Source organism: Ancylobacter sp. VNQ12 (assembly GCF_049445835.1).
In the GTDB taxonomy this organism is placed as follows: Bacteria; Pseudomonadota; Alphaproteobacteria; order Rhizobiales; family Xanthobacteraceae; genus Ancylobacter.
The window spans coordinates 24,959-47,971 of the sequence record NZ_JBMSDU010000008.1; the positions used below are offsets into that span (position 1 = coordinate 24,959).

19 protein-coding genes are annotated in these 23,013 nt (G+C 66.7%); 11 read left to right on the forward strand and 8 right to left on the reverse strand.

Annotation, left to right across the window (positions count from 1 at the left end; translation table 11 throughout):
* Positions 1–32: 32 nt before the first annotated feature.
* Genes ACO2RV_RS12785 through ACO2RV_RS12800 form a run of 4 tightly spaced genes read left to right on the forward strand, consistent with a single transcriptional unit; the run spans position 33 to position 5,971 of the window.
* The gene (locus ACO2RV_RS12785) at positions 33–2,072 is read left to right on the forward strand and encodes an FAD-dependent oxidoreductase (protein WP_423293492.1); all 2,040 of its coding nucleotides are present in this window, start codon (positions 33–35) and stop codon (positions 2,070–2,072) included.
* A 19-nt stretch (positions 2,073–2,091) separates the two neighbouring features.
* A complete protein-coding gene (locus ACO2RV_RS12790) occupies positions 2,092–4,023 on the forward strand; it encodes a DUF3483 domain-containing protein (RefSeq protein WP_423293494.1) in 1,932 nt (643 codons plus the stop codon).
* Positions 4,020–5,213 carry an electron transfer flavoprotein subunit alpha/FixB family protein gene (locus ACO2RV_RS12795; protein ID WP_423293496.1) on the forward strand — a complete coding sequence of 398 codons (1,194 nt, stop codon included), beginning with the start codon at positions 4,020–4,022 and terminating at the stop codon, positions 5,211–5,213. Before ACO2RV_RS12790 ends, ACO2RV_RS12795 begins: the two co-directional genes overlap by 4 nt.
* Positions 5,210–5,971, forward strand: a complete 762-nt coding sequence (locus ACO2RV_RS12800; protein WP_423293498.1) for an electron transfer flavoprotein subunit beta — start codon at positions 5,210–5,212, stop codon at positions 5,969–5,971. The genes ACO2RV_RS12795 and ACO2RV_RS12800 overlap by 4 nt, the downstream gene beginning before the upstream one ends.
* Positions 5,972–5,978: 7 nt before the next feature.
* On the opposite strand, the gene betA is transcribed toward ACO2RV_RS12800, so the two are convergent.
* Positions 5,979–7,661 carry a choline dehydrogenase gene (betA, locus tag ACO2RV_RS12805; RefSeq protein WP_423293500.1) on the reverse strand — a complete coding sequence of 561 codons (1,683 nt, stop codon included), beginning with the start codon at positions 7,659–7,661 and terminating at the stop codon, positions 5,979–5,981.
* Entirely contained in the window at positions 7,661–9,799 is a 2,139-nt protein-coding gene (gene betB, locus ACO2RV_RS12810) for a betaine-aldehyde dehydrogenase (protein ID WP_423293502.1), read from the reverse strand. Before betB ends, betA begins: the two co-directional genes overlap by 1 nt.
* Positions 9,800–10,271: 472 nt before the next feature.
* On the opposite strand from betB, the gene ACO2RV_RS12815 reads away from it, so the two are divergent.
* The 3 genes from ACO2RV_RS12815 to choV all read left to right on the forward strand — a co-directional run bounded on the left by ACO2RV_RS12815 (position 10,272) and on the right by choV (position 13,555).
* The gene (locus tag ACO2RV_RS12815) at positions 10,272–11,231 is read left to right on the forward strand and encodes a choline ABC transporter substrate-binding protein (RefSeq protein ID WP_423293504.1); all 960 of its coding nucleotides are present in this window, start codon (positions 10,272–10,274) and stop codon (positions 11,229–11,231) included.
* Positions 11,232–11,506: 275 nt separating this feature from the next.
* Positions 11,507–12,358 carry a choline ABC transporter permease subunit gene (gene choW / locus ACO2RV_RS12820; RefSeq protein ID WP_423293506.1) on the forward strand — a complete coding sequence of 284 codons (852 nt, stop codon included), beginning with the start codon at positions 11,507–11,509 and terminating at the stop codon, positions 12,356–12,358.
* Between the two features lie 3 nt (positions 12,359–12,361).
* Positions 12,362–13,555 (forward strand): choline ABC transporter ATP-binding protein, encoded by a 1,194-nt coding sequence (choV, locus tag ACO2RV_RS12825; protein WP_423293508.1) that lies wholly within the window; start codon positions 12,362–12,364, stop codon positions 13,553–13,555.
* Positions 13,556–13,683: 128 nt separating this feature from the next.
* Here the strand turns inward: choV and glmM are convergent, their stop codons facing one another.
* Positions 13,684–15,027, reverse strand: a complete 1,344-nt coding sequence (glmM, locus tag ACO2RV_RS12830; RefSeq protein WP_423293510.1) for a phosphoglucosamine mutase — start codon at positions 15,025–15,027, stop codon at positions 13,684–13,686.
* 253 nt (positions 15,028–15,280) lie between these two features.
* Here glmM and ACO2RV_RS12835 point away from each other — a divergent pair, with 253 nt between their 5' ends.
* The 4 genes from ACO2RV_RS12835 to ACO2RV_RS12850 are packed head-to-tail and all read left to right on the forward strand — an operon-like array spanning position 15,281 to position 17,672.
* Positions 15,281–16,186 carry an IS1595 family transposase gene (locus tag ACO2RV_RS12835; protein ID WP_423293512.1) on the forward strand — a complete coding sequence of 302 codons (906 nt, stop codon included), beginning with the start codon at positions 15,281–15,283 and terminating at the stop codon, positions 16,184–16,186.
* A 10-nt stretch (positions 16,187–16,196) separates the two neighbouring features.
* A complete protein-coding gene (locus ACO2RV_RS12840; RefSeq protein WP_423293514.1) occupies positions 16,197–16,979 on the forward strand; it encodes a hypothetical protein in 783 nt (260 codons plus the stop codon).
* Positions 16,966–17,496 carry a type II toxin-antitoxin system VapC family toxin gene (locus ACO2RV_RS12845; RefSeq protein WP_423293516.1) on the forward strand — a complete coding sequence of 177 codons (531 nt, stop codon included), beginning with the start codon at positions 16,966–16,968 and terminating at the stop codon, positions 17,494–17,496. Before ACO2RV_RS12840 ends, ACO2RV_RS12845 begins: the two co-directional genes overlap by 14 nt.
* Positions 17,493–17,672 carry a hypothetical protein gene (locus ACO2RV_RS12850; protein WP_423293518.1) on the forward strand — a complete coding sequence of 60 codons (180 nt, stop codon included), beginning with the start codon at positions 17,493–17,495 and terminating at the stop codon, positions 17,670–17,672. The genes ACO2RV_RS12845 and ACO2RV_RS12850 overlap by 4 nt, the downstream gene beginning before the upstream one ends.
* Before the next feature lie 32 nt (positions 17,673–17,704).
* Here the strand turns inward: ACO2RV_RS12850 and ACO2RV_RS12855 are convergent, their stop codons facing one another.
* The 5 genes from ACO2RV_RS12855 to pal form a co-directional block, all read right to left on the reverse strand.
* Entirely contained in the window at positions 17,705–17,998 is a 294-nt protein-coding gene (locus ACO2RV_RS12855) for a hypothetical protein (protein ID WP_423293520.1), read from the reverse strand.
* 131 nt (positions 17,999–18,129) lie between these two features.
* A complete protein-coding gene (ftsH, locus tag ACO2RV_RS12860) occupies positions 18,130–20,049 on the reverse strand; it encodes an ATP-dependent zinc metalloprotease FtsH (RefSeq protein WP_423293522.1) in 1,920 nt (639 codons plus the stop codon).
* A gap of 159 nt (positions 20,050–20,208) precedes the next feature.
* Positions 20,209–21,234: a tRNA lysidine(34) synthetase TilS gene (gene tilS, locus ACO2RV_RS12865; protein ID WP_423293524.1), complete on the reverse strand. Its 1,026-nt coding sequence runs from the start codon at positions 21,232–21,234 to the stop codon at positions 20,209–20,211.
* Entirely contained in the window at positions 21,221–22,195 is a 975-nt protein-coding gene (ybgF, locus tag ACO2RV_RS12870; RefSeq protein WP_423293526.1) for a tol-pal system protein YbgF, read from the reverse strand. The genes tilS and ybgF overlap by 14 nt, the downstream gene beginning before the upstream one ends.
* Positions 22,196–22,387: 192 nt before the next feature.
* Positions 22,388–22,873, reverse strand: coding sequence for a peptidoglycan-associated lipoprotein Pal (gene pal / locus ACO2RV_RS12875; RefSeq protein ID WP_423293770.1), 486 nt, complete (start codon positions 22,871–22,873; stop codon positions 22,388–22,390).
* Between the last annotated feature and the right edge of the window lie 140 nt (positions 22,874–23,013).

Below are 23,013 nucleotides of genomic sequence, written 5' to 3' on the forward strand. Positions count from 1 at the left end.
CCGGTCCGTGGTCGAAGGAGCGCGCGGCCATCATGATCGCCAATGCCGAGGCATTGCTGAAACCCTTGACCATCAAGGGCCTCACCATCCGCAACCGCGTGATGTCGACCTCGCACGCCCCCGGCTACGGCAAGGACGGCAAGCCGCAGGAGCGCTACCAGCTCTACCACATGGAAAAGGCCAGGGGCGGCATCGGCCTGACCATGTTCGGCGGCTCCTCCTCGGTCGCCATCGACAGCCCGGCCGCGCCCTGGGCGCAGATTTCGGTCGCCGACGACAGTGTCGTTCCCTATTTCCAGCAGTTCTCGGAGCGCGTGCACGCCCACGGCGCCAAGCTGATGATCCAGCTCACCCATATGGGCCGGCGCACCAAATGGGACACCGAGAACTGGTTTCCGACGATCTCCTCCTCGGCCCGCCGGGAGCCTGCCTCGCGCACCATTCCCCGCGCGATGGACAAGAACGACATTCGCCGCGTGGTGCGGGCCTTCGCCGAGGCGGTGCGCCGCTGCAAGGAGGGTGGGCTCGACGGCTGCGAGATTTCCGCCGCCCATGGCCATCTCGTCGACCAGTTCTGGTCGCCATCCGTGAACCAGCGCGACGACGAATATGGCGGCAGCCTCGAGAATCGCATGCGCTTCGGCATCGAGGTGCTGGAGGCGATGCGCGAGGCGGTCGGGGACGATTACGTCATCGGCATGCGCATGTCCGGCGACGAGATGATCGCCGACGGCCTCTCCCACGAGGACTGCGTCGCCATCGCCACCGAATATGCCCGGCGCGGCCTCGTCGACTTCCTCAATATCTTGGGCGGGCAGGCGCGGGACGAGATGTCCCATGCCGTCTCGCTGCCCAACATGTCCTTCCCCGTCGCGCCCTTCCTATTCCTGCCGAGCGCAATCAAGCGCGAGGTGGATGTGCCGATCTTCCACGCCCAGCGCGTGACCGACCTCGCCACCGGCGCCCGCGCGGTCGCGGAGGGCCATGTCGACATGATCGCCATGACCCGCGCCCACATCGCCGATCCGCATCTCGTGAAGAAGCTGATGGAAGGCCGCGACGACGACATCCGCCAATGCGTCGGCGCCGGCTACTGCATCGACCGCATCTATGTCGGTGGCGATGCGCTGTGCATCCAGAACGCGGCGACGGGCCGCGAAGCCACCATGCCGCACGTCATCGCCAAGGCGGACACTCCGCGCAAGGTGGTGGTGGTCGGCGCCGGCCCCGGCGGGCTGGAAGCCGCCCGTGTCTGCGCCGAGCGCGGGCATTCCGTGGTGCTGTTCGAGAAGCAGCCGGTGGTCGGCGGCCAGATCAACATCGCCGCCAAGGCGACGTGGCGCGAGGCGCTGTCCGGCATTCCGCGCTGGCTTCATGGCCAGGTGCAGAAGAAGGGCGTCGATATCCGCCTCGGCACCGAAGCAACGGAGGCCGCCATCCTCGCCGAGGCACCGGACGTCGTCATCATGGCGACTGGCGGCCTGCCCAATGCCGGCCACGTCAAGGGCCACGAGCACGCCGCGACGACCTGGGACGTGCTGACCGGCAAGGTCGAGCCCACCGGCTCGGTGCTACTGTTCGACGAGATCGGCGGCCACAACGCCGCCTCCACCGCTGAGGTGCTGGCGAAAAAGGGCTGCCTCGTCGAGATGGCGACGCATGATCTGCAGATCGCCCAGGAGGTCGGCACCACCAACAAGCCGATCCATCTGCGCGAGCTCTACAAGCTCGGCGTCGTGCTCTCGCCCAACATGGAGCTGATCGAGATCTATCCCGAGGGCAACCGCCTCGTCGCCGCCCTGCGCAACACCATGACGGACGCGGAGGAGGAGCGCGTCGTCGACCGCGTCGTGGTCGATTACGGCACGCTGCCGGTCGAGGCGCTGTTCAACGAGTTGCGCGGCAAATCGGTCAATGACGGCGAGACCGACCTCGATGCACTGGTGGAAGGCCGCCCGCAGCGCTGGAGCGGCCAGCCGGGCTTCGCGCTCTACCGTGTCGGCGACGCCTGGACCGGGCGCAACATCCACGCGGCGATCTATGACGCGCTGCGCCTGTGCAAGGATCTGTGAGGGTGGGCAAGCGAAAGCCATGACCCCCGCCGCGCTCTGCCTCTCCCTCGTCGTCCTCGCGCTCGCCCTTGTCGCGGCGGCGCTGGCGTATCGCCGCGCGCGGCTGTGGCGCGTCGGGCGTGCGGCGAAGGTCGATTGGGCACGCGGCCTGCTGGCCTTGCCCAAGCGCTACCTCGTCGACGTGCATCACGTCGTGGGGCGCGACCCCTATGCGGCGTGCATGCATGCGCTCGCCGCCGGCGGACTGCTGGGGGGCTCGGCGCTGGCACTGCTCGGGCTCGTCCCGCCGCTCGGTGCCTCGCGCCTGTTCTGGGCGCTCATCGCGCTCGCCTTCGGCATCGCCTTTGCCGGCGGCTACATGGTCGGTCGCCGACGCCTTCCTTCAAAGCCGGCGCGGCTCTCGGGCGGGCGCTTCCAGCGCCTGCCGTTCTTCCTCGCGGCCTATTCCGGCGGCGCCTTTCTCGTCGCCCTCGATGCCGCGCTGGGCGGAACGCTCTGGCCGCTCGGCGGGCTCGGCCTGGGACTGGCGGCGGCGGGCGGGCTGCTGCTGGTGATGCAGATCGACAAGGGGCCGATGCGCCACGCTTTCGCCGGCGCCGCCCATCTCGTCGCCCATCCGCGCCCCGGCCGCTTCGACGGCGAGCGGGCGACCGCGCTGATGCCGCTCGATCTCGACGCCCCGCGCCTCGGCAGCGCCACGCCGTCCGATTTCGCCTTCAACCGGCTGATCGGCTTCGATGCCTGCATCCAGTGCGGGCGCTGCGAAACCGCCTGCCCGGCCTTCGCCGCCGGCCAGCCGCTGAACCCCAAGCGGCTGATCCAGGATCTTGCCGCCGCGATCCAGCCCAACGCCACCAACGCGGGTTACGCCGGCAGCCCCTACCCGCAGGCCCGCGAGGTGGCCGGCGTCGGCGGACCCGACCTGCCGCTCATCGGCGCGGGGGCGATGATCCATCCGGACACGCTGTGGTCCTGCACCACCTGCCGCGCCTGCGTCGAGGAATGCCCGATGATGATCGAGCATGTCGATGCCATCGTGGAGCTGCGCCGCTTCCAGACGCTGGAGCTCGGGGCCCTCCCGGTAAAGGCCGCGCCGCCGCTCGCCGAGCTGCGCTATGCCGACGAGCCGGGCGGACGCCCGCTCGCCGCCCGCACCGATTTCGCCGCCGGCCTCACTTTGCCGCTCATCTCCGCGAAGGGCCACGCCGAGGTGTTGCTCTGGCTCGGCGAGGGCGCCTATGAGCTGCGCTACGGCCGCACGCTGCGCGCGCTCATAGCCCTGCTGCAAAAGGCCGGTGTCGACTTCGCCGTGCTCGGCCCGGAGGAACGCGACTGCGGCGACCTCGCTCGCCGTCTGGGGGACGAAGCGACCTTCCAGCGCCTCGCAGCTGAGAACATCGAGACGCTGTCGCGCTACTCTTTTGGCCGCATCCTCACGGCGGACCCGCACGCGCTGCACGCGCTGCGCAACGAATACGTGCCGTTCGGCGGCGCGTTCGAGGTGGTGCACCACACCGCCTTCCTCGACGAATTGGTGGCCGCCGGGCGCCTGCCGGTCGGCGCGCTCGACGCGGCGCGCGTGACCTATCACGACCCCTGCTATCTCGGCCGCTACAATGGCGAGATCGACGCCCCGCGCCGCCTGCTCGACCGGCTCGGCCTGCAACGCCTCGAGATGGAGCGCTCCGGCAAGCGCTCCATGTGCTGCGGCGGTGGCGGCGGCGCCCCGGTCAGCGACATCGAGGGCGAGCGCCGCGTCCCCGATCTGCGCATGGGCCAGGCCGCAGCCACCGGCGCCAGCATCGTCGCGGTGGCCTGCCCGCAATGCTCCGCCATGCTGGAAGGCGTCACCGGCGAGCGGCCGCAGGTCGCCGACATCGCCGAGCTGGTGCTGATGGCGGTCGAGGCGGCCGGCACGGCCCCCGCGCCGCGGCCGCAGGTGCCGGCATGAGCCGCACCCGCCGCGATCCCCGCACCGAGCGCGCCGCCCATCGCGTCGAAGGCGCGACCCGCCCGCGCTTCGATCTCGCCAGCACTCCCGTCACCTCCACCCGCCTGCGCCGCGATCCACGCGCGAAGGAGCGGCTCGCGCTGGTTTCCGGCACACAACGCCGTCGGCTCGACCGCACCCAGCGCGTCGCCGCCGCTCTCGCCACACCCCGCCCGGCCGAGCCCGTGGTGGAAGCGGGCCCACGGCTGAAGATCATCGCCGAGCCCGCCTTTCTCGTCGCCGTGGTGCCCGACGCGCCCGGCGGACGGCTGACCCCGCATGACCGCCAGCTCTTCGGCGCGGCGCGGCTGCTGGCCGATGCCGGCGGCGGGGCGGTGCTGGCGCTGGTCGAGACGCCTCCCGACGATCTTGCGATGGCCGGCGCCGATCGCGTGCTCTCCTTGCCCATCACCGGCTATGATCCGGAAGCGAAAACCGCCGCCGTCGGGGCCGTTCTGGAAGAGCTCGACATCCGCCATGCGTTGTTCCCCGAGAGCGCGGATGGCGGCGATCTCGCCCGCCGTGTCGCGGCGCTCACTGGCGAGACGCTGTTCGCCGGGGCGGAAACCCTCAGCCCCAAAGCCGTGACCCGCGCCGCGCAGGGAAGGCGCGTCGAGCAGCGCCGCGCCCCGCCCCGCCTCATCAGCCTCGCGGCAGATGCCGTGGCGCCACATGCCGGCACGCTGCACGAGGCCCTGCCGGTCGCGTTCGCCGTGCCGGCACAAGTTCAAGGCGCCATCCTCTCGGCTGAGTTCGTACCCGCCGATCCGTCGAGCGTCTCGCTCGCCGAGGCGGACTTCGTCACCTCCGCCGGCAATGGCATCAGCGACTTCGAGGCCTTCCGCGCCCTGGTCGCCGCGCTTCACGCCACGCCGGGCGCCAGCCGCATGGTGTGCGATGCCGGGCTGATGCCGCGCGCCGCGCAGGTCGGCGCGTCCGGCACGGTTCTGGACGCGAAATGCTATTTCGCGCTCGGCATCGCCGGCGCCCCGCAGCATCTGCAAGGCGTCGCCCGCTGCGAGCATGTGGTGGCGGTGAACACCGACCTGCACGCCGCCATGATCGAGCGCGCGGGCCTTGCCATCGTCGCCGACGCCCAGCAGGTGATGCCGGCGCTCCTGAAGCTGCTCGCCGAGGAGAGCGCGCCATGAAGATCGCGGTGCTGCTTTCCGCCGGCCGCCACCCCGTCTCCGGCAAGCCCGCGCCGGTGCCGGTGGAGTTGCAGGCCATCCGCCTCGCGGCCTCCCTCGGCGCCGAGGTGACGGGCCTGCATGCCGGGCCGGACGCCGCCCCGCTCACCGATACGCTCGGCTATGGCCTGCCACGCCTCGTCCACTACCGGCTCGATGCCGGGGATGATCCGATGGCGAGCCTCGCCGCCGCTTTGCGCGAGGGGGCCTATGATCTCATCCTTGCCGGGCGCGCGGGACAGGGCGGCGAGGACAGCGGCCTGCTGCCCTACGCGCTGGCCAGCGCCCTCGGGCTGCCGATCGTCGCCGATGCGACAGCGCTTGGCGAGGGTTCGCAACCCGGCACGCTGTCGCTCGAACAGGCGCTGCCGCGCGGCGCGCGCCGCCGGCTGGTCGTCCACCTGCCGGCGCTGGTCACGGTGCATCCGGCCGCCCCCGCCCCGGTGCCCTTCGCCTATGCCGCCGCCCGGCGCGGCAGTGTCGAGACGAGGCCGGGCATCCCCTCCCCGCGCGGGGAAAGCGCGCTGGAGGAGCGTGCCTATCGCCCTCGTCCGAAGATGATCGCCAAGGCCGCCGCCGGCGCCACCGCTGCCGAGCGGCTGAAGGCGGCAACGCAGTCAGCGAGCGGCGGCGGGCGCCTGCTGGTCGATCCCGCGCCGCAGGACGCGGCGCGGGAAATCCTCGCGCACTTGCGCGAAATCGGCGTGCTCCGGCGCTAACGCCGGCTCAGCGCTGCGCGCTCTGCCAGTTCGGCGCGACGTAATAGGGCGCGTTGGAGGGCGCCAGCAGCGGCTTGCCGAGAATATGGTCCGCCGCCTTCTCCGCGATCATGATGGTCGGCGCGTTGAGATTGGCGTTGGTGATGGAGGGCATGGTGGAGGAATCCACCACCCGCAGCCCCTCGACGCCGATCACCCGCATCTGCGGGTCGACTACCGCCAGCGGGTCGCTCGCCGCGCCGATCTTGCAGGTGCAGGAGGGGTGGTAGGCGCTCTCGACATGCGCCCGCACGAATTCGTCGATCGCCTCGTCGCTGGTCACATCCGCGCCGGGCTGGATCTCCCGCCCGCGATAGGGCGCGAAGGCCGGCTGCGCGAAAATCTCGCGGGTGAGGCGCACGCTGGCGCGGAACTCCACGAGATCGTCGGGATGGGTGAGGTAGTTGAACTGGATGCGCGGCTTGTCGGCGGGATCGGCGGAATTCAGCCGGACCCAACCCCGGCTTTTTGACCGCATCGGCCCGACATGCGCCTGGAAGCCGTGCTCGCTCGCCATGCCCTGCCCGTCATAGGTCACCGCCAGCGGCAGGAAATGATACTGGATGTCGGGTGAGGCCACGCCCGCCCGCGAGCGGATGAAGCCGCACGCCTCGAAATGGTTGGTCGCCCCAAGCCCGTCCTTCATCAGCAGCCAGCGCGCACCGATCATGCCGCGGGCGAACAGGCCCATCTGCGAATAGAGCGTGATCGGCTGCGTGCAGGCTTGCTGGAAATAGATCTCCAGATGGTCCTGTAGATTCTCGCCGACGCCGGGACGATGCGCGATGGTCGCGATGCCGTGCGAGGCCAGCTCATCCGCATTGCCGATGCCCGACAGCTTCAGCATCTGCGGCGAGGCGATCGAGCCGCCGGACAGGATCACCTCGCGGGCAGCCCGCACCTGGTGCGTCTCGCCCGCGCGCGACCAGGCGACACCCACCGCACGGCGCCCCTCGAACAGGATGCGCTCGACGCGAGCATGGGTCTCGACCTTCAGGTTCGGCCGCCTCATCGCCGGCTTCAGATAGGCATTGGCCGCCGACCAGCGCACGCCGTCCTTGACGGTCATGTCCATGCGGCCGAAGCCTTCCTGCTGGTAGCCGTTCACATCCTCGCTGGCGGGATAGCCGGCTTGGCTCGCCGCTTCGAGGAAGGCACCGTAAAGCGGGTTCTTCATCGGGCCGTAGCGATTGGCGAGCGGGCCCTTGTCGCCGCGATATTCATCTCCGCCCGAGTCGCCGCTTTCCTGCCGGCTCTCCGCCCGCTGGAAATAGGGCAGCACGTCGGCATAGGACCAGCCCTGCGCACCCTCCTCCTGCCAGCGGTCGAAATCCGCCGGTGCCCCGCGCATATAGACCATGCCGTTGATCGAGGAGGAGCCGCCCAGCACCTTGCCGCGCGGGCAATGCATCCGCCGGCCGCCGAGCCCGGGCTCCGGCTCGGTCTCGTACATCCAGTTGTACTTCTTCATGTTCATCGGGATGGAGAGCGCGCTCGGCATCTGGATGAAGATGGAGCGGTCCGACCCGCCATATTCCAGCACGAGGACGCGGTTCCGGCCGTCCGCGCTCAGCCGGTCGGCCAGCACGCAGCCGGCCGAGCCGGCGCCGATGATGACAAAATCGAAGGTTTCCACCGTTCCGTTCAGCATCAGTAGGGCGCCTCGACGCGGCCGAGATTGACGTAGACGCTTTTCAGCTGGGTGTAGTGCTCAATCGCCGCCTTGCCGTTCTCGCGGCCAAGGCCGGACTGCTTGGCGCCGCCGAAGGGCAATTCGATCGGCGTGATGTTGTAGTGGTTGATCCAGCAGGTGCCCGCTTCTAGCCGGGCGATCACCCGGTGGCCGCGCGCGAGATCGCGGGTGAACACGCCGGCGGCGAGGCCGAAATCGGTGTCGTTGGCCCGCGCGATCACCTCGTCCTCGTCGGTGAAGGACAGCACCGCCATCACCGGCCCGAAAATCTCCTCGCGCACGATGCTCATGGCCTCAGTGCAACCGTCGAACACGGTCGGCGCGACGAAGGCGCCCTTGTCCAGCCCGTTGGCAGTGACGCGCGCACCGCCGACCAGCAGCTTCGCGCCCTCGGCCTTGCCCTTGGCGATGTAGGAGAGAACCTTCTCCATATGGTCGGGCGAGATCAGCGCGCCGACCTGCGTCGCCGGGTCCAGCGGATCGCCGACCACCATCCTCTCGACACGCGCCACCAGCTTCTCAAGGAAAGCCGGGCGCACCTTTTCGTGCACGAAGACGCGGGTGCCATTGGAGCAGACCTCGCCGGCGGAATAGAAATTCGCCAGCAGCGCGCCCGACACCGCATCGTCGAGATCGGCATCGTCGAACACGATCAGCGGCGATTTCCCGCCGAGTTCCAGCGTGACGTATTTCAGCGTACCGGCGGCATCCACCATCACCTTCTTGCCGGTGCCGACCTCGCCGGTGAGCGAGACCTTGGCGATGCCGGGATGGCGGGTGAGCAGCCGCCCGGTCTCGGCAAAGCCCTGCACCACGTTGAACACACCCTCGGGCACGCCGGCTTCCGCATAGATTTCCGCCAGCTTCAGCGCGGTCAGAGGGGTCAGCTCGGCCGGCTTGAACAGCATGGCATTGCCGCAGGCGAGCGCCGGCGCCGACTTCCAGCAGGCGATCTGCAAGGGATAGTTCCAGGCGCCGATGCCGGCGACGATGCCGAGCGGCTCGCGGCGGGTATAGCCGAACGCGGTCGGCCCAAGATCGACATGCTCGCCGGACAGCCCGGCAGCGAGGCCGGCATAGTACTCGATGCAGTCCGCGCCCGAGGCGACATCGACCACCAGCGTCTCCTGGATCGGCTTGCCGGTGTCGAGCGTCTCCAGCCGCGCCAGCTCGTCATTGCGCGCGCGCAGCAGCTCGGCCGCGCGCTTGAGAATACGCCCGCGCTCCGCGCCGGTCTTCGCGGCCCAGAGCTTCTGGCCCTTGCGGGCGATGGCGACGGCGGCGTCGACTTCCGCCTCGCCGGCGATCTCGATCTCGGCCAGCACCTCGCCGGTGGCGGGGTTGCGGGTCTCGAAGGAGACGCCGCCGGTCGGACGGTACTGGCCGCCGATGTGATTGGCGTGGCGCGGTGGGCTTGCGTTCATGACGTCAGGTCCGTTGAGAGAGACTGCCGGCGTGGCGGCAGCGATCTGGGCATCGACGAAGAGGGCGGCAACCTGCCGGGCGCTCACCGAATCGGTCTCGCCGGCGGCGGAAAGGCTGGAGCGCAGCCACAGGCCGTCGATGACGGCGGCGATGGTGATGGCGATGCGGCCGACCTCGCCCCTGGCGACGAGGCCGCGCAGATCGTGCCGCAGATTGGCCAGCATGCGTGCCTGATAGACCCGCTGCACCCGGCGCAGGCGCTCGGAATGCAGCACCTGCCCCCAGAAGGCGAGCCAGACGCTGGAGGTGCGCTGGTCGAATTCCTCGGGCGCGAGGTTGGCGTCGATCAGCGCCTGCACGCGGGCACGCGGCCCGCGCGCCTCGCGCAGCCGCGCGGCCGTGGCGCGGTAAAGCCGGAGCGAGAGGAAGCGCAGCGTCGCCTCCAGCAGCCCATCCTTGTCGCCGAAATAATGCGCGACCAGGCCCGGCGAAACCCCGGCGCGGCGGGCGATCTGGGCGAGGGTCGAGGCGTTGAAGCCGATCTCCGCCAGCGAGTCGATAGTGGCGTCGATCAGTTGCCGGCGGCGGACATCCTCCGGCGCGCGGCGGCGGTCCGGCGCGGCGGCGTCGATGGCGGGAAACGCTTGCGCCTGCGCGTTGGCACGACCCACCGACACCTCCCCTTCATCATCACACTAGTTATTGAACGACCATACAATACATATTCGGAAGCAGAGCGGGAAGTCCTCGCATTGCACAATCTATCGGCGTCGCAACTGTTCTGCCGTATTGGCGCGATTCGCCAAAACACCCAGAAACCGTATGAAAAATCGCCACTCCTGGGCAAAAATTGCGCGTGACAAAACGCCCGATCACATATTGAATAGTCATTCAAAAGAAGCCTCCAGAGGCCGCATCCCGGCATGAGGTTGCGTCTCGGCGCCGCTCATGCCGCCAGGGTCGTCGCGTTCGGACCGCCGCTTGCGCCCTCCCGGCGCCGGGCACGTCCGGCACGGATCGCGTGAGGCAAGCGCCGCACGCGGTGAAACGACCCCGACTTGTCTATTCCGGTCGTAACGGGGCTTGGCGTACCGCCGGCCCGGTTCCATGATCCAGGCAGGATGCAAACGGGAACAGCCATCTATGCGCACCTTCTCTCTTCTGGCCGCGGCCGCCCTCGGGCTGACGCTCGGCTTCGCCCCCGCCCTTCGCGACGCGGCTGAAGCCGCCGAACCCGCCGCCTGCAAGACGGTGCGGTTCGCCGATGTCGGCTGGACCGATATCACCGCCACCACCGCCATCGCCTCCTCGCTGCTGGAAGCGCTCGGCTACACCCCGAAGACCCAGGTCCTGTCGGTGCCCGTCACCTACAAGTCGATGCAGACCAAGGACATCGACGTCTTCCTCGGCAACTGGATGCCGACCATGGAAGCCGACCTGAAGCCCTATCGCGACGACAAGACCGTGGAAGTCATCGGGGTGAACCTCGAAGGCGCGAAATACACGCTCGCCGTGCCGACCTATCTCTATGACGAGGGCCTGAAGTCCTTCGCCGACATCGCCAAATTCAAGGACAAGCTCGGCGGCAAGATTTACGGCATCGAGCCGGGCAATGACGGCAACCGGCTGATCCTCGATATGATCAAGGACGACAAGTTCGGCCTGAAGGGCTTCGATGTCGTCGAATCCTCCGAGCAGGGCATGCTCGCCCAGGTCGAGCGCGCCTCCAAGCGCAAGGAAGCCATCGTCTTCCTTGGCTGGGAGCCGCACCCGATGAACTCCAAGTACAAGATGAGCTACCTCTCGGGCGGCGACGACGTGTTCGGCCCGAACTATGGCGGCGCCACCATCTACACCAACACCCGCGCCGGCTATGTCGCCGACTGCCCGAATGTCGGCACCCTCATCAAGAACCTGAAGTTCTCGCTCGAAACCGAGAACGTGGTGATGGGCTACATCCTGCTCGACGGCATGGAGCCCGCCAAGGCGGCGGAGAAGTGGCTCAAGGCCAACCCGGCCGTGTGGGAGCCCTGGCTCAAGGGCGTGACCACCATCGATGGCAAGCCGGGCCTGCCCGCCGTCAAGGCCGCGCTCAAGCTCTGAGCCGCTACGGCGCGCAGCTCGCGCCGCAGCCCACCTCCCTCCCCGGGCGCGTCCCGGGGAGCCATGCTTCATGCAGGAATCGCGGGGAGCGCCGGAGGCGCGAATGGCAGGTCCAGCCCCGGCATGATGTGATTCTGCGCAGCGTTCCGAACAATGCCGGATCGATCTTTGCGCGGACCGGGATGACGGAAACGTTCAAGCCATCCGGCCGCCTGCCCGCCTGAATAGAAGCGCCGTGCGTCCCATCATCCACGTCCGCCCGCCGGGAGCGTCCCATGTATGACTGGCTGACCGAGCACAAGATCCCGCTCGGCCTCTGGCTGCGCGATTTCGTCGATCTCCTGACCACCCATGGCCAGGGCTTCTTCGATTTCATCTCACTGGTCCTTGGCGCGCTCATCGGCGGCTTCACCGCCGGCCTGCTCTGGGTGCCGCCGCTGCTGCTGATCGCGCTGTTCGGCCTCGGCGCGTGGCTGATGCACCGCTCGGTCGGCCTCGTGGTGTTCATCGTCGGCGCGCTGCTGCTGGTGACCAATCTCGGCTACTGGACGGCGACCATGGAGACCCTCTCCCTCGTCCTCTGCGCCACGCTGGTCTGCGTGATCATCGGCGTGCCGGTCGGCATCGCCGCCGCGCACCGGCCGTGGCTCTACACCGCCATCCGGCCGATCCTCGACCTGATGCAGACCATTCCCACCTTCGTCTATCTGATCCCGACGCTGGTGCTGTTCGGGCTCGGCGCGGTGCCGGGGCTGATCTCCACCGTGATCTTCGCGCTTCCCGCTCCCATCCGCCTCACCCATCTCGGCATCTCCTCGGTGCCGCCGGCGCTGTACGAGGCCGGCAAGGCCTTCGGCGCCACCAAGACGCAGCTTCTGTTCAAAGTGGAGCTGCCCTATGCGCTGCCGACCATCATGGCCGGCATCACCCAGTGCATCATGCTCAGCCTGTCCATGGTGGTCATCGCGGCGCTGGTCGGCGCCGACGGCCTCGGCAAGCCGGTGGTGCGCGCGCTCAACTCCGTCAACATCGCCATGGGCTTCGAGGCGGGCCTCGCCATCGTCGTGCTCGCCATCGTGCTCGACCGCGTCTGCAAGCGGCCCGAGCGCCGCTCACGGAAGGGGTGATCCATGTCCGCCGTCGAGTTCCGCAACATCGACATCGTCTTCGGCGCTGACCAGAAGAACGCTTTGAGGCTGATCGACGAAGGCCGCTCGCGTGACGAGATCCTTGCCGCCACCGGCGCCGTGCTCGGCGCCGCCGGGGTGAGCCTGTCCATCGAGCGCGGCGAGATCTGCGTGCTCATGGGCCTGTCGGGATCGGGCAAGTCCACCATACTGCGCGCCATCAACCGGCTGAACGAGGTGGCGCGCGGCGAGGTGCTGGTCGAGCACAAGGGCCGCGCCGTGGACGTCGCCCGCTGCGACGAGGGCACCCTGCGCGATATCCGCATGAACACCGTCTCCATGGTGTTCCAGCAGTTCGGCCTGCTGCCCTGGCGCACGGTGCGCGACAATGTCGGCTTCGGGCTGGAACTGCGCGGCACCTCCTCGGCCGAGCGCCGCCGCATCGTCGACGAGAAGCTCGCCATGGTCGGCCTCACCAACTGGGCGGAGAAATACACCAACGAGCTCTCCGGCGGCATGCAGCAGCGCGTCGGCCTTGCCCGCGCCTTCGCCACCGATGCCGACATATTGCTGATGGACGAGCCGTTCTCCGCGCTCGACCCGCTGATCCGCGACAAGCTGCAGGACGAGCTGCTCGATCTGCAGCGGCGCATCCACAAGACCATCGTCTTCGTCAGCCACGATCTCGACGAGGCGCTCAAGCTCGGCAACAAGATCGCCATCATGGAAGGCGGGCGCATCGTGCAGGCCGGCACGGCGGAGGACATCCTGCTGCGCCCGGCCACCGCCTATGTCGCCGAATTCGTCAAGCACATGAACCCGCTCAACGTGCTGCGCGGAACGGCGGTCATGCGTCCCGCCGCCAGCCTGCCGCGCGAGGGCGACAGTGTGATGCTCGACAAGAGCGGCCGGGTGAAGGTGAAGATTGACGCCGAGGGGCGGCCGATCTCGCTCGATCTCGACGGGCGCGCCGGACTGCTGGCCACCGCAGATGGCGAGGCCGGACTGATCGACGACAAGCTGGCACATGACGCCGACTGCATCGTCGCCCCGGTCGACCTCAAGCTGAAGGCGGCGATCGAACTGAAGCGCCACACCGACCTGCCGATCCTGCTGGTCGACAGCCTCGGCCGCCTCGCCGGCCTGTGCGACGACGACGAGATCTATCGGGGCCTGTTGCGCCGGTTGGACGGCTAGCACCGCCAGCAGTCGTCATCCCGGAACGGCCAACGGCCGTATCCGGGATCGTTTGAGGAATGAGGCTGATTCTGCGATCCCGGCCCTGCGCTTCGCTGCGGCCGGGATGACATGTCGGGGCGCGAGCGCTATGCTGCGGCGGAGCCGACCGCCTCGACGACGTCGTTCACCACGGCCTCGACCAGATCGCGGTCGTCGCCCTCGCCCATCACCCGGATCACCGGCTCGGTGCCGGAGGGGCGGATCAGCAGCCGGCCATGGCTGTTGAGCTTCAGCTCGGCGGCGGCGATCGCCTTGATCACCCCGTCATTCTCCAGCGGCCGCCCGTTCTTGTAGCGCACATTCCTAAGAATCTGCGGCAGCGGATCGAAGCGGTGGCAGACCTCGGACACCGGACGCTGGCGGCGCTGCACCATGGCCAGCACCTGCAGCGCGGCGACGAGGCCGTCGCCGGTGGTCGAATAGTCCGACAGGATGATGTGACCGGACTGCTCGCCGCCGACATTGAAGCCGTTGGTGCGCATGTGCTCCAGCACATAGCGGTCGCCGACGGCGGTGCGCTCCAGCGACAGGCCGAGTTCGCTGAGATAGCGCTCCAGCCCGAGATTGGACATCACGGTGGCGACGATGCCCGGACGCGTAAGCCGCCCATCCTCCTGGAAACTCTCGGCGACCACCGCCATGAGCTGGTCGCCGTCGACCAGATGGCCCTTCTCGTCGACGATCAGCACGCGGTCGGCGTCGCCGTCGAGGGCGATGCCGATATCGGCGCGCACTTCGCGCACCTTCGCCGCCAGCGCTTCCGGCGCCGTGGAGCCGACCTCGCGGTTGATGTTGAAGCCGTCCGGCTTGTCGCCGATGGAGATCACCTCGCAGCCAAGTTCCCACAAGGCTTCCGGCGCGACGCGGTAGCCGGCACCGTTGGCGCTGTCGACCACCACCCTCAGCCCCTCGAAGGACTGCGTACGCGGCAGCGTGCGCTTGGCGAACTCGATATAGCGCGCATGCACGCTCTCCAGCCGCTTGGCGCGGCCCATCGCCGAGGGCTCGGCGAGCTTGGCCGACATGTCGCCGGACAACAGTTCCTCGATCTGGCCCTCGATGGCGTCGGAGAGCTTATAGCCGTCCGGGCCGAACAGCTTGATGCCGTTGTCATCGAAGGGGTTGTGCGAGGCCGAGATCATCACGCCGAGATCGGCGCGCATGGAGTGGGTCAGCATCGCCACCGCCGGCGTCGGCATCGGGCCGAGCAGCAGCACGTCCATACCGACCGAAGTGAAGCCCGCCACCAGCGCGTTCTCGATCATGTAGCCGGAAAGCCGCGTGTCCTTGCCGATCACCACGCGGTGACGATGCTCGCCGCGATGGAAGACGAGGCCAGCTGCCATGCCGACGCGCAGTGCCAGCTCAGGGGTGATCGTCCGGTTGGCCCGGCCGCGAATGCCGTCCGTGCCGAAGAATTTACGCGCCATGATCCGCCTCGTAGTGCCGGCGGGCATTGGCGCCACCGGTCGAAAAGCACGAAAGAGGCCGTGTCCACGACCTCTCTGTCATCGTCTGTCTAGCATCAAGCATAACGCGGCACGCTTCACAAAGTGTAAGCGTTCCTTGCGATGCAACTCAGCCGTGTTTCACCGCCGTCGGCGGCCTGCCCCAAAATAAAGGCGATTATATACTTGACAAACCACGGATGATTTAGTACCTTGAATCTCAAGGAGATAGGTCATGTCCGTGCTTTCCAAGCCCTTCTTTCACGACGAAGCCGCTGCGTTCGCTCATGTGGAAGCGATCTTGTGGCCGAAGGGTCCCGTCTGCCCCCACTGCGGCAACATGGGCAAGCATTATGACCTTGCGAAGACCCGCATCGGCCTTCGTAAGTGCGCTGAGTGCCGGAAGCAGTTCACGGTTCGCGTCGGCACGGTCTTTGAGTCCTCTCATGTCGAACTGCATAAGTGGCTCCAGGCGGTCTATCTGATCTGCGCGTCCAAGAAGGGCGTGAGCGCGCACCAGATGCATCGCATCCTTGAGGTCACGTACAAGACGGCGTGGTTCATGATGCACCGCATTCGCGAGGCTATGCGCTCTGGCGAACTTGCCCCCATGGGTGGCGAAGGCGGCATCGTGGAGGTGGACGAGACCTTTATTGGCCGCGAGCCCGGCAAGCCGGTTCGCCGCGCCTATCACCACAAGATGAAGGTGCTCACCCTCGTTGACCGCGAGACCAAGCAGGCCCGCAGCATGGTCGTGGACGATCTCAAGCCTGCGACTATTGCGCCGATCCTGCGCGAGAACATGAGCAAGGAAGCCCGCCTAGCTACGGATGAGGCAGGCCACTACCTGCACATCGGCCGCGAGTTTGCCGACCATGGCGTCGTCCGCCATGGCAAGGAGGAATACGTCGTCGGCGAGGTTCATACGAACACGATTGAGGGCTATTTCAGCATCTTCAAGCGCGGCATGAAGGGCGTATACCAGCACTGCGGCAAGCAGCACCTGCACCGCTACCTTGCCGAGTTCGATTTTCGGTACAACAATCGCTCTGCGCTTGGCGTCGAGGATCAGCAGAGGGCGAGCCGCGCCCTCTCTGGCATCTCTGGCAAACGCCTGACCTACCGGTCAGCTAACGCGTAGTAGGTAGCAAGTGGACGATTCCCACGTTCGCCTCATCATACACCCATCCGGCGGGGATGACGCTGCTATAGCTGTGGCGGATTTTCTCAAGCAGGTCGGTGCACTAAAGCAATTGGTGGCGCTCTCTCGTCTGAATGAGGAGATCGATGCGCGGATCATCTCTATGTCTAAAAACAGCCCGGCTGTTGTGGAGCTAGAGGCGTTTGCGGCACGAACGCAAGTGAGTGTGGGAATTGAGCGGCTATTTACCGATATCAAATCTGTGGTCGATCTCGGGCAGGTCCCCCATCGGGTAAGCCGTCAAGCGCTTGATATATTGAAAGAATTCTCCAGCGCCATCGGGAAAGGCATCGCTTTTGCGAAGCTTGAGTTTTGCGGTAAAGAGATATTCTTCGATATTGAAGCGCGCCGGCGCCTCGACGATGTATTTGGCGACGACACTATAGCCGATGGCTCCATAGACGGCATGCTTGAGGCTGTGAATATTCATAGCACCGTCAATACCTTGGCTCTCTATCCTGTGGTAGGACCAAGCAGAATAACTTGTCGTTTCGACGATAAATTACTGAGCGAAGTCAAGCCGGCTCTTGGACGTTATGTTGTCGTATACGGTGAAATGAAATATCGATGGAAAGAAATGTATCCGTACGAGGTGAGCATTAGGGATATTGAGATTTTGCCTGATTGGGAAGATCAGCCAAAATTTACAGATATTTTATCTATTGCGCCCACTGCAACGGATGGCGTTAAATCTGAGGATTTTGTAAAGAAAATACGAGATGAGTGGCACTAAGCCGGTCATATATTTAGATTCTTGCATTTTTATATCGATGCTAACTGGAGAGCAGCGAGGAGGAAGCGATTCGGAAATCGTCGCTGGCCTTGCTGTAGAGATTGAGCGAAAAGAGTTGATACCGGTTACCTCGGGCATCACTCGCGTTGAGGTGCTTGAATGCAACTTAACGAAGCAGCAACAAGAAGTATTAAGTCGACTTCTGCGCCCTCCAAAAGTTCAGATCAAGGATGTCATAACTCCCATTCTTGATATAGCCAAAAATATCAGAGAGTTTTACCAGGAGTTGCGAGCAAGCGGCGAGACGAATCTTCCTACTGTCGAGACGGCAGATGCAATACATATCGCAACCGCGATATATTTCAGGTGTGACGCACTATACACTTTTGACGAAGTTGACCGCCCCAACGGTGGGAGGCCGAAGCGAGGCATGATCCCGCTTAGTGGGACTATTGCGGATCAATATCATATGACCATTTGCAAGCCGTCTGTCGCCGCGCTGGGACTCCGCCTATGAGCGATGGGAAGAAAACTGCCCTTACTGACCAGGGCCGCGCGTTTATCGAAGCCGCACGCGAACTCGGCACCGACGAGGACGAGGAGCGCTTCGACGCGGCCTTGAAAAAAGTCGCATCGGCGCCGCCTCCCAAGGACGCGGTCAAACCAAAGCCGAAAAAGAAGCCCGCTGAATAGCGGGCTTTTTCATGGAGGAAACGCCCATGGCGTCAGGCACGAGTGATACGTTGCGTCAACCAATTGGCGACATCTTGGTCGAGAACGCGTCGAAAATCGCCTTTACCTGTAATCTCCAGAACGACCACCCCGTCGTTTTCGTCGAGCGCGCCGACTGTGCGGAGAATGTGAATGACCTCGGTCGGGGTCCGTGGTGTTTCAATGATCCAGAACGAAAAGAGAGCGCGGCACCAATCTGTCGCGCCCTTGAGCGCTGAAAACATCCGCTCATAATCTGCGCTGGTGACCTCGCGCCGCAAATCATAACTGACCACGTACCAAGCCATCGCCCCCTCCTTGGTTGTAAGGCGGGTGCGATGCTACCTGATTCAGGCGTGGTGCGTGAAGTATATAAACCCCAAAATAAAAGCCCCGGCACAAAGGCCGGGGCTTTCAACGTCTGCAATACCAGCCAGCCTCAGGCCTGCGGCTGCGGCTCCATGCCGGCATCGGGGCGCGGCGGACGGTTCTTGCCGGCGCTCGGCACCACCGAACCGCGCGTATGGGCGGGCTCGATCGTGGTGTCGCGCACCGGGGCGTTGCCGTCGAGCAGGCCGATGATCTCGTCGCCGGACAGCGTCTCGTATTCCAGCAGGCCGCGGGCCAGCATTTCCAGCTGGTCCTTGTTCTCGGTCAGGATGCGGGTCGCCTCGGCATAGCCCTCGTCGACAAGGCGGCGCACTTCGCTGTCGATGGTCTGCGCCGTCGCCTCAGAGACGTTCTGCTGGCGCTGCATCGACATGCCGAGGAACACCTCGTCATTGTTCTCGCCATAGGCCACCTGGCCGAGCTTTTCCGAGAAGCCCCAGCGCGTCACCATCATGCGGGCAAGGCGGGTGGCCTGCTCGATGTCGGAAGCGGCGCCGGAGGTGACCTTGTCATGACCGAAGATCAGCTCTTCCGCCACGCGTCCGCCCATCATGATGGCGAGGCGCGAGGTCATCTGCTCGTAGCTCATGGAGAGCTTGTCGCGTTCCGGCAGCTGCATGACCATGCCAAGCGCACGGCCGCGCGGGATGATGGTCGCCTTGTGCACCGGGTCGGTCGCCGGAACCTTGAGTGCGACGATGGCATGGCCGCCTTCGTGATAGGCGGTCAGCATCTTCTCGTCCTCGGTCATGACGAGCGAGCGGCGTTCCGCGCCCATCATCACCTTGTCCTTGGCGTCCTCGAAGTCGCTCATCGTCACCATGCGCTTGTTGCGTCGGGCGGCCATGAGGGCGGCTTCGTTGCACAGGTTCGCGAGGTCGGCGCCGGAAAAGCCGGGCGTGCCGCGGGCGATGACCTTGAGGTTGACGTCCGGCGCGATCGGGATCTTGCGGGCGTGCACCTTGAGGATCTGCTCGCGGCCGACCACGTCCGGGTTCGGCACCACGACCTGGCGGTCGAAGCGGCCGGGACGCAGCAGCGCGGGGTCGAGCACGTCGGGGCGGTTGGTCGCGGCGATGAGGATGATGCCCTCATTGGCCTCGAAGCCGTCCATCTCGACGAGGAGCTGGTTCAGCGTCTGCTCGCGCTCGTCATTGCCGCCGCCGAGGCCGGCGCCGCGGTGACGGCCGACCGCGTCGATTTCGTCGATGAAGATGATGCATGGCGCGTTCTTCTTCGCCTGCTCGAACATGTCGCGCACGCGGCTGGCGCCGACGCCGACGAACATTTCGACGAAGTCGGAGCCGGAAATGGTGAAGAACGGCACGTTGGCTTCACCCGCAATGGCGCGGGCCAGCAGCGTCTTGCCGGTGCCGGGAGGGCCGACCAGCAGCACGCCGCGCGGGATACGGCCGCCGAGGCGCTGGAACTTCTGCGGGTCGCGCAGGAAGTCCACGATCTCGGTGAGGTCGCTCTTCGCCTCGTCGATGCCGGCCACGTCCTCGAAGGTCACGCGCCCATGCGCCTCGGTCAGCAGCTTGGCGCGGCTCTTGCCGAAGCCCATGGCCTTTCCCGCGCCGCCCTGCATCTGGCGCGACAGGAAAATCCACACGCCGATCAGCGCGATGAAGGGCAGCCAGGAGATGAGCAGGCTCACGAACCACGGCACATTGTCGGTCAGCGGCTTGGCGGTGATCGTGACACCCTTGCCATAGAGGCGCTGCACCAGCGACGGGTCGTTGGGCGAATAGGTCTGGAACGAGCGGCCATCGGTGAACGAGCCGGTGATCTCCGGACCCTGGATCACCACGTCACGCACGCGGCCCTGATCGACCTCGGTGAGAAGCTGCGAGAAGCTGATGTCGTTCGCGGCCTGGCGCTGCGCCGGATTCTGGAACAGCGAGAAAAGCGCCAGAAGCAGAAGAACGATGATCACCCAGAGGGCGAAATTCCGTATATTGGCGTTCATCTCGTTCCTTTCGGCGTCGGAAGCGACCGACGCGCGGGTTCCGCCGGCGCTGGCGGACCTCCCTTATCGCAGAGTAATTTAGGTTCGCCATTGATGCTTGCCAAGATGGCGAGCGAAAGGCGCATGGCCTTAACGTGCAATTCCGCGTCAGAATGGTGTTTATTTTGCTCGTCGCGCCGGCGCCCGGCCGATCTTGACCCAGCGCGTATCGACCCGCACCAGCGCGCCGGCAAGGGTGCGCGCGCCGCTCGCTTCCGGCGCCAGAGCGGTGATCCAGCTGTGGAGAGCCTCCAGCTTGGCAAGCTCCACGAGCCCCGTGGCCTGCATCTCCACCGCGCGGCCGAGCACGCGCAGACCGACCTCGGCAGGAAGCGCGAGCAGCCCGCGCCGCTCGATCCGCAGTGGCCCGGTGCCGTCGAGAAGCCGGCGGGCAGCCTCATCGGTCGCCACCTCCAGCGCCGCGTCCGCCCGCGCCAGCCGTTCGGCGAGGCGGGCAAGGCGCGGCGCGTCGAGCCCCTCCGCCGCCAGCAGCGGCAGCAATTGGCGCAGCCGGGCGCGGGCAAAGCGCGGATCGTGATTGGAGGGATCGCGGGCAAATTCCACACCCGCCTGCCGGCAGAACTCGATCAGCCGGCCCTTGCGCAGCCCCAGCAGCGGACGAATCAGGCAAAGCCCGTCCAGCGCCCGCACGGCCGGAATGCCGGCAAGACCGGAGAGGCCAGAGCCGCGCATCAACCGGAACAGCACCGTCTCCGCCTGGTCGTCAGCGGTATGCCCGGTGGCAATGGCCCCCGCCCCGACCGTGCGCGCATGCGCGGCGAGACGCTCATAGCGGGCGTCGCGCGCGGCTTCCTGAAGCCCGGTGCGGGGAAGCTGCGCGGAGAGTGCGAGCACCGTGTGCGACAGGCCGAGCCGGCTCGCAAGCCGGCCGACGCCCTCCGCCTCACGACGCGATTCCGCGCGCAGTCCGTGATCGACGGTGGCGACAAGAAGGTCGGGCCGCGCCGGCCGGAGGCCGCGCCAGCGGGCCGCCAGCAGCATGAGCGCGGTCGAATCCGGCCCGCCGGAGACGGCGAGCAGGACCCGGTCATGCGCGGCGAAGGCTGGGAACAGGGCGTCGAGCTCGGCGGCGTTCAGCGGCTCGCCGGGAGTGGGGTTTTCGGGTGCGGCCTCAGCAGCCGACACGCTTCTGCTCCCGCTCCACACCCTGCTTGATGGTGGCAGAAGCGCGCGGATATTTGTTGCCGACGGCGTTCAGCGTCGCGCAGGCGGCATCCTTCTCGCCGATGGCGGCGAGCGACTGGCCGAGCCGCAGCAGCGCGTCCGGCGCCTTCACCGCGTTGGGATAGTCGGTCGAGACCTTGAGGAAGTTCTGCGCCGCTTCCTTGTAGGTCTTGCGCTGGAACTGCGTCTCGCCGAGCCAGTAATAGGCGTCGGGCGTGGCGCGGTCGGTCGGGTAGAGCTTGAGGAACTGCTCGAAGCTCTGGCCGGACTGCGCGTAGTCCTGCCGCAGCATGTAGCCATAGGCGAGGTCGAACAGGTCCTTCGGGCTGTTGGTCGGCGGTGCCGTCGCCGGCCCGCCCGCCGCCACCTGGCCGGAAAGCGCACCGAGGTCCATCGGCGTACCAGTGCCGCCCGCTGCCGGCGTCGCGCCGAGCGGACGCGGCGCGCCGGGCGCGGTGCCCTGCGCGGACGGATCGAAAGCGTCAGAGCGCCGCGTCGGCGCCGGCTCCATGATGGGGGCAACCCCGCCCGGCACGGCAGCGGGCGCGCGCGGGGCGGCCCCTGCCGCCGGCGCTGCGCCACCACCGGCGCCGCCGAGGCGGAAGTCGATCTCGCCCTGCAGCGCCTTCACCTGCTGCTCGAGCTGCTGGTTGCGGTATTGCAGCTGCTCGAACTGCCCGGTCATCTGCCGGAGCTGGTTCTCCAGCCGGTCGAGCCGCATGCTGACCGTGCCGCCATCCTCCTCGGCAGCCGCCTCCGGCGGCGGCGTGGTGCCGGAGCGCACCGAACCTGGCGGTTTGAAGAGGTTGCCGAAGAAGTCGTTATTGGCCTGGGCGAAAGCGCTTCCCGCCGGCAATTGCGCGAAGGCGAGGCTGCCGGCAAGCAGGAGAAGGGCGGAAAGGCGCGAACGGCGAACGGTCATGACGGAAACGACGGCCTTGCAGGGCGTTGCGGATGGGGAGGCGCGCCGCGCGCGGCGACGCGGCGCGGATCATCTGAGCATACGAAGCGGATCGCGTCCAAAGTGTGACCCGGCGGACGCCGCACGTTCACAAACGGCAAGGCCCGGCCCGCGCGAGCGGACCGGGCCGGAGCCGCGGAGTTTGGCCTGGCGTCAGGAGCCGGTGGCGTTCAGCACCGTGACCGCGCGGCGATTCTGCGACCAGCAGGAGATGTCGTTGCAGACCGCCACCGGGCGCTCCTTGCCGTAGGAAATGGTGCGCATGCGGCTGGCGGGAATGCCGCGGGCGACGAGATAGTCGCGCACGCTCTGGGCGCGGCGGGCGCCGAGCGCGATGTTGTATTCGCGGGTGCCGCGCTCGTCGGCGTGACCTTCGATGGTGAAGGTGTACTTGGCATAGTGCTGCAGCCACTGCGCCTGCTTGTCGAGCGTGGCCTGCGCCTGCGGCGTGAGATCGCTCTGGTCGCTCTCGAAGAACACGCGGTCGCCCACCGAGACGATGAATTCCTGCGGGCTGCCGGGAGGCGCCGAGCCGAGCGCCTGACCGGCGCCGTCCATCGGATTCTTGGCGCAGGCGGCCGCAAGCATGGCAAGACCGACGATGAAGGCGACGCGCGCTCCGCCCAACTGGCGCAACATACGGATCATAACCGCTGACTCCTAAAATTCCCCGATCGAGGCGCCCCCGATCTAGCGTTCTTGGCGTTAATGAATGTTCCGTCGTGCTTTACGGAACCTTGACCGAATGCGTCGATTTCGCGGCCGACGCATCAACTGTT

Coding starts and splice junctions, on each gene's coding strand:
- ACO2RV_RS12785 (WP_423293492.1), top strand. CDS start 33: ATGATCGCCAATGCCGAGGCATTGCTGAAACCCTTGACCATCAAGGGC.
- ACO2RV_RS12790 (WP_423293494.1), top strand. CDS start 2,092: ATGACCCCCGCCGCGCTCTGCCTCTCCCTCGTCGTCCTCGCGCTCGCC.
- ACO2RV_RS12795 (WP_423293496.1), top strand. CDS start 4,020: ATGAGCCGCACCCGCCGCGATCCCCGCACCGAGCGCGCCGCCCATCGC.
- ACO2RV_RS12800 (WP_423293498.1), top strand. CDS start 5,210: ATGAAGATCGCGGTGCTGCTTTCCGCCGGCCGCCACCCCGTCTCCGGC.
- betA (WP_423293500.1), bottom strand. CDS start 7,661: ATGCTGAACGGAACGGTGGAAACCTTCGATTTTGTCATCATCGGCGCC.
- ACO2RV_RS12815 (WP_423293504.1), top strand. CDS start 10,272: ATGCGCACCTTCTCTCTTCTGGCCGCGGCCGCCCTCGGGCTGACGCTC.
- choW (WP_423293506.1), top strand. CDS start 11,507: ATGTATGACTGGCTGACCGAGCACAAGATCCCGCTCGGCCTCTGGCTG.
- choV (WP_423293508.1), top strand. CDS start 12,362: ATGTCCGCCGTCGAGTTCCGCAACATCGACATCGTCTTCGGCGCTGAC.
- glmM (WP_423293510.1), bottom strand. CDS start 15,027: ATGGCGCGTAAATTCTTCGGCACGGACGGCATTCGCGGCCGGGCCAAC.
- ACO2RV_RS12835 (WP_423293512.1), top strand. CDS start 15,281: ATGTCCGTGCTTTCCAAGCCCTTCTTTCACGACGAAGCCGCTGCGTTC.
- ACO2RV_RS12845 (WP_423293516.1), top strand. CDS start 16,966: ATGAGTGGCACTAAGCCGGTCATATATTTAGATTCTTGCATTTTTATA.
- ACO2RV_RS12850 (WP_423293518.1), top strand. CDS start 17,493: ATGAGCGATGGGAAGAAAACTGCCCTTACTGACCAGGGCCGCGCGTTT.
- ACO2RV_RS12855 (WP_423293520.1), bottom strand. CDS start 17,998: ATGGCTTGGTACGTGGTCAGTTATGATTTGCGGCGCGAGGTCACCAGC.
- ftsH (WP_423293522.1), bottom strand. CDS start 20,049: ATGAACGCCAATATACGGAATTTCGCCCTCTGGGTGATCATCGTTCTT.
- ybgF (WP_423293526.1), bottom strand. CDS start 22,195: ATGACCGTTCGCCGTTCGCGCCTTTCCGCCCTTCTCCTGCTTGCCGGC.
- pal (WP_423293770.1), bottom strand. CDS start 22,873: ATGTTGCGCCAGTTGGGCGGAGCGCGCGTCGCCTTCATCGTCGGTCTT.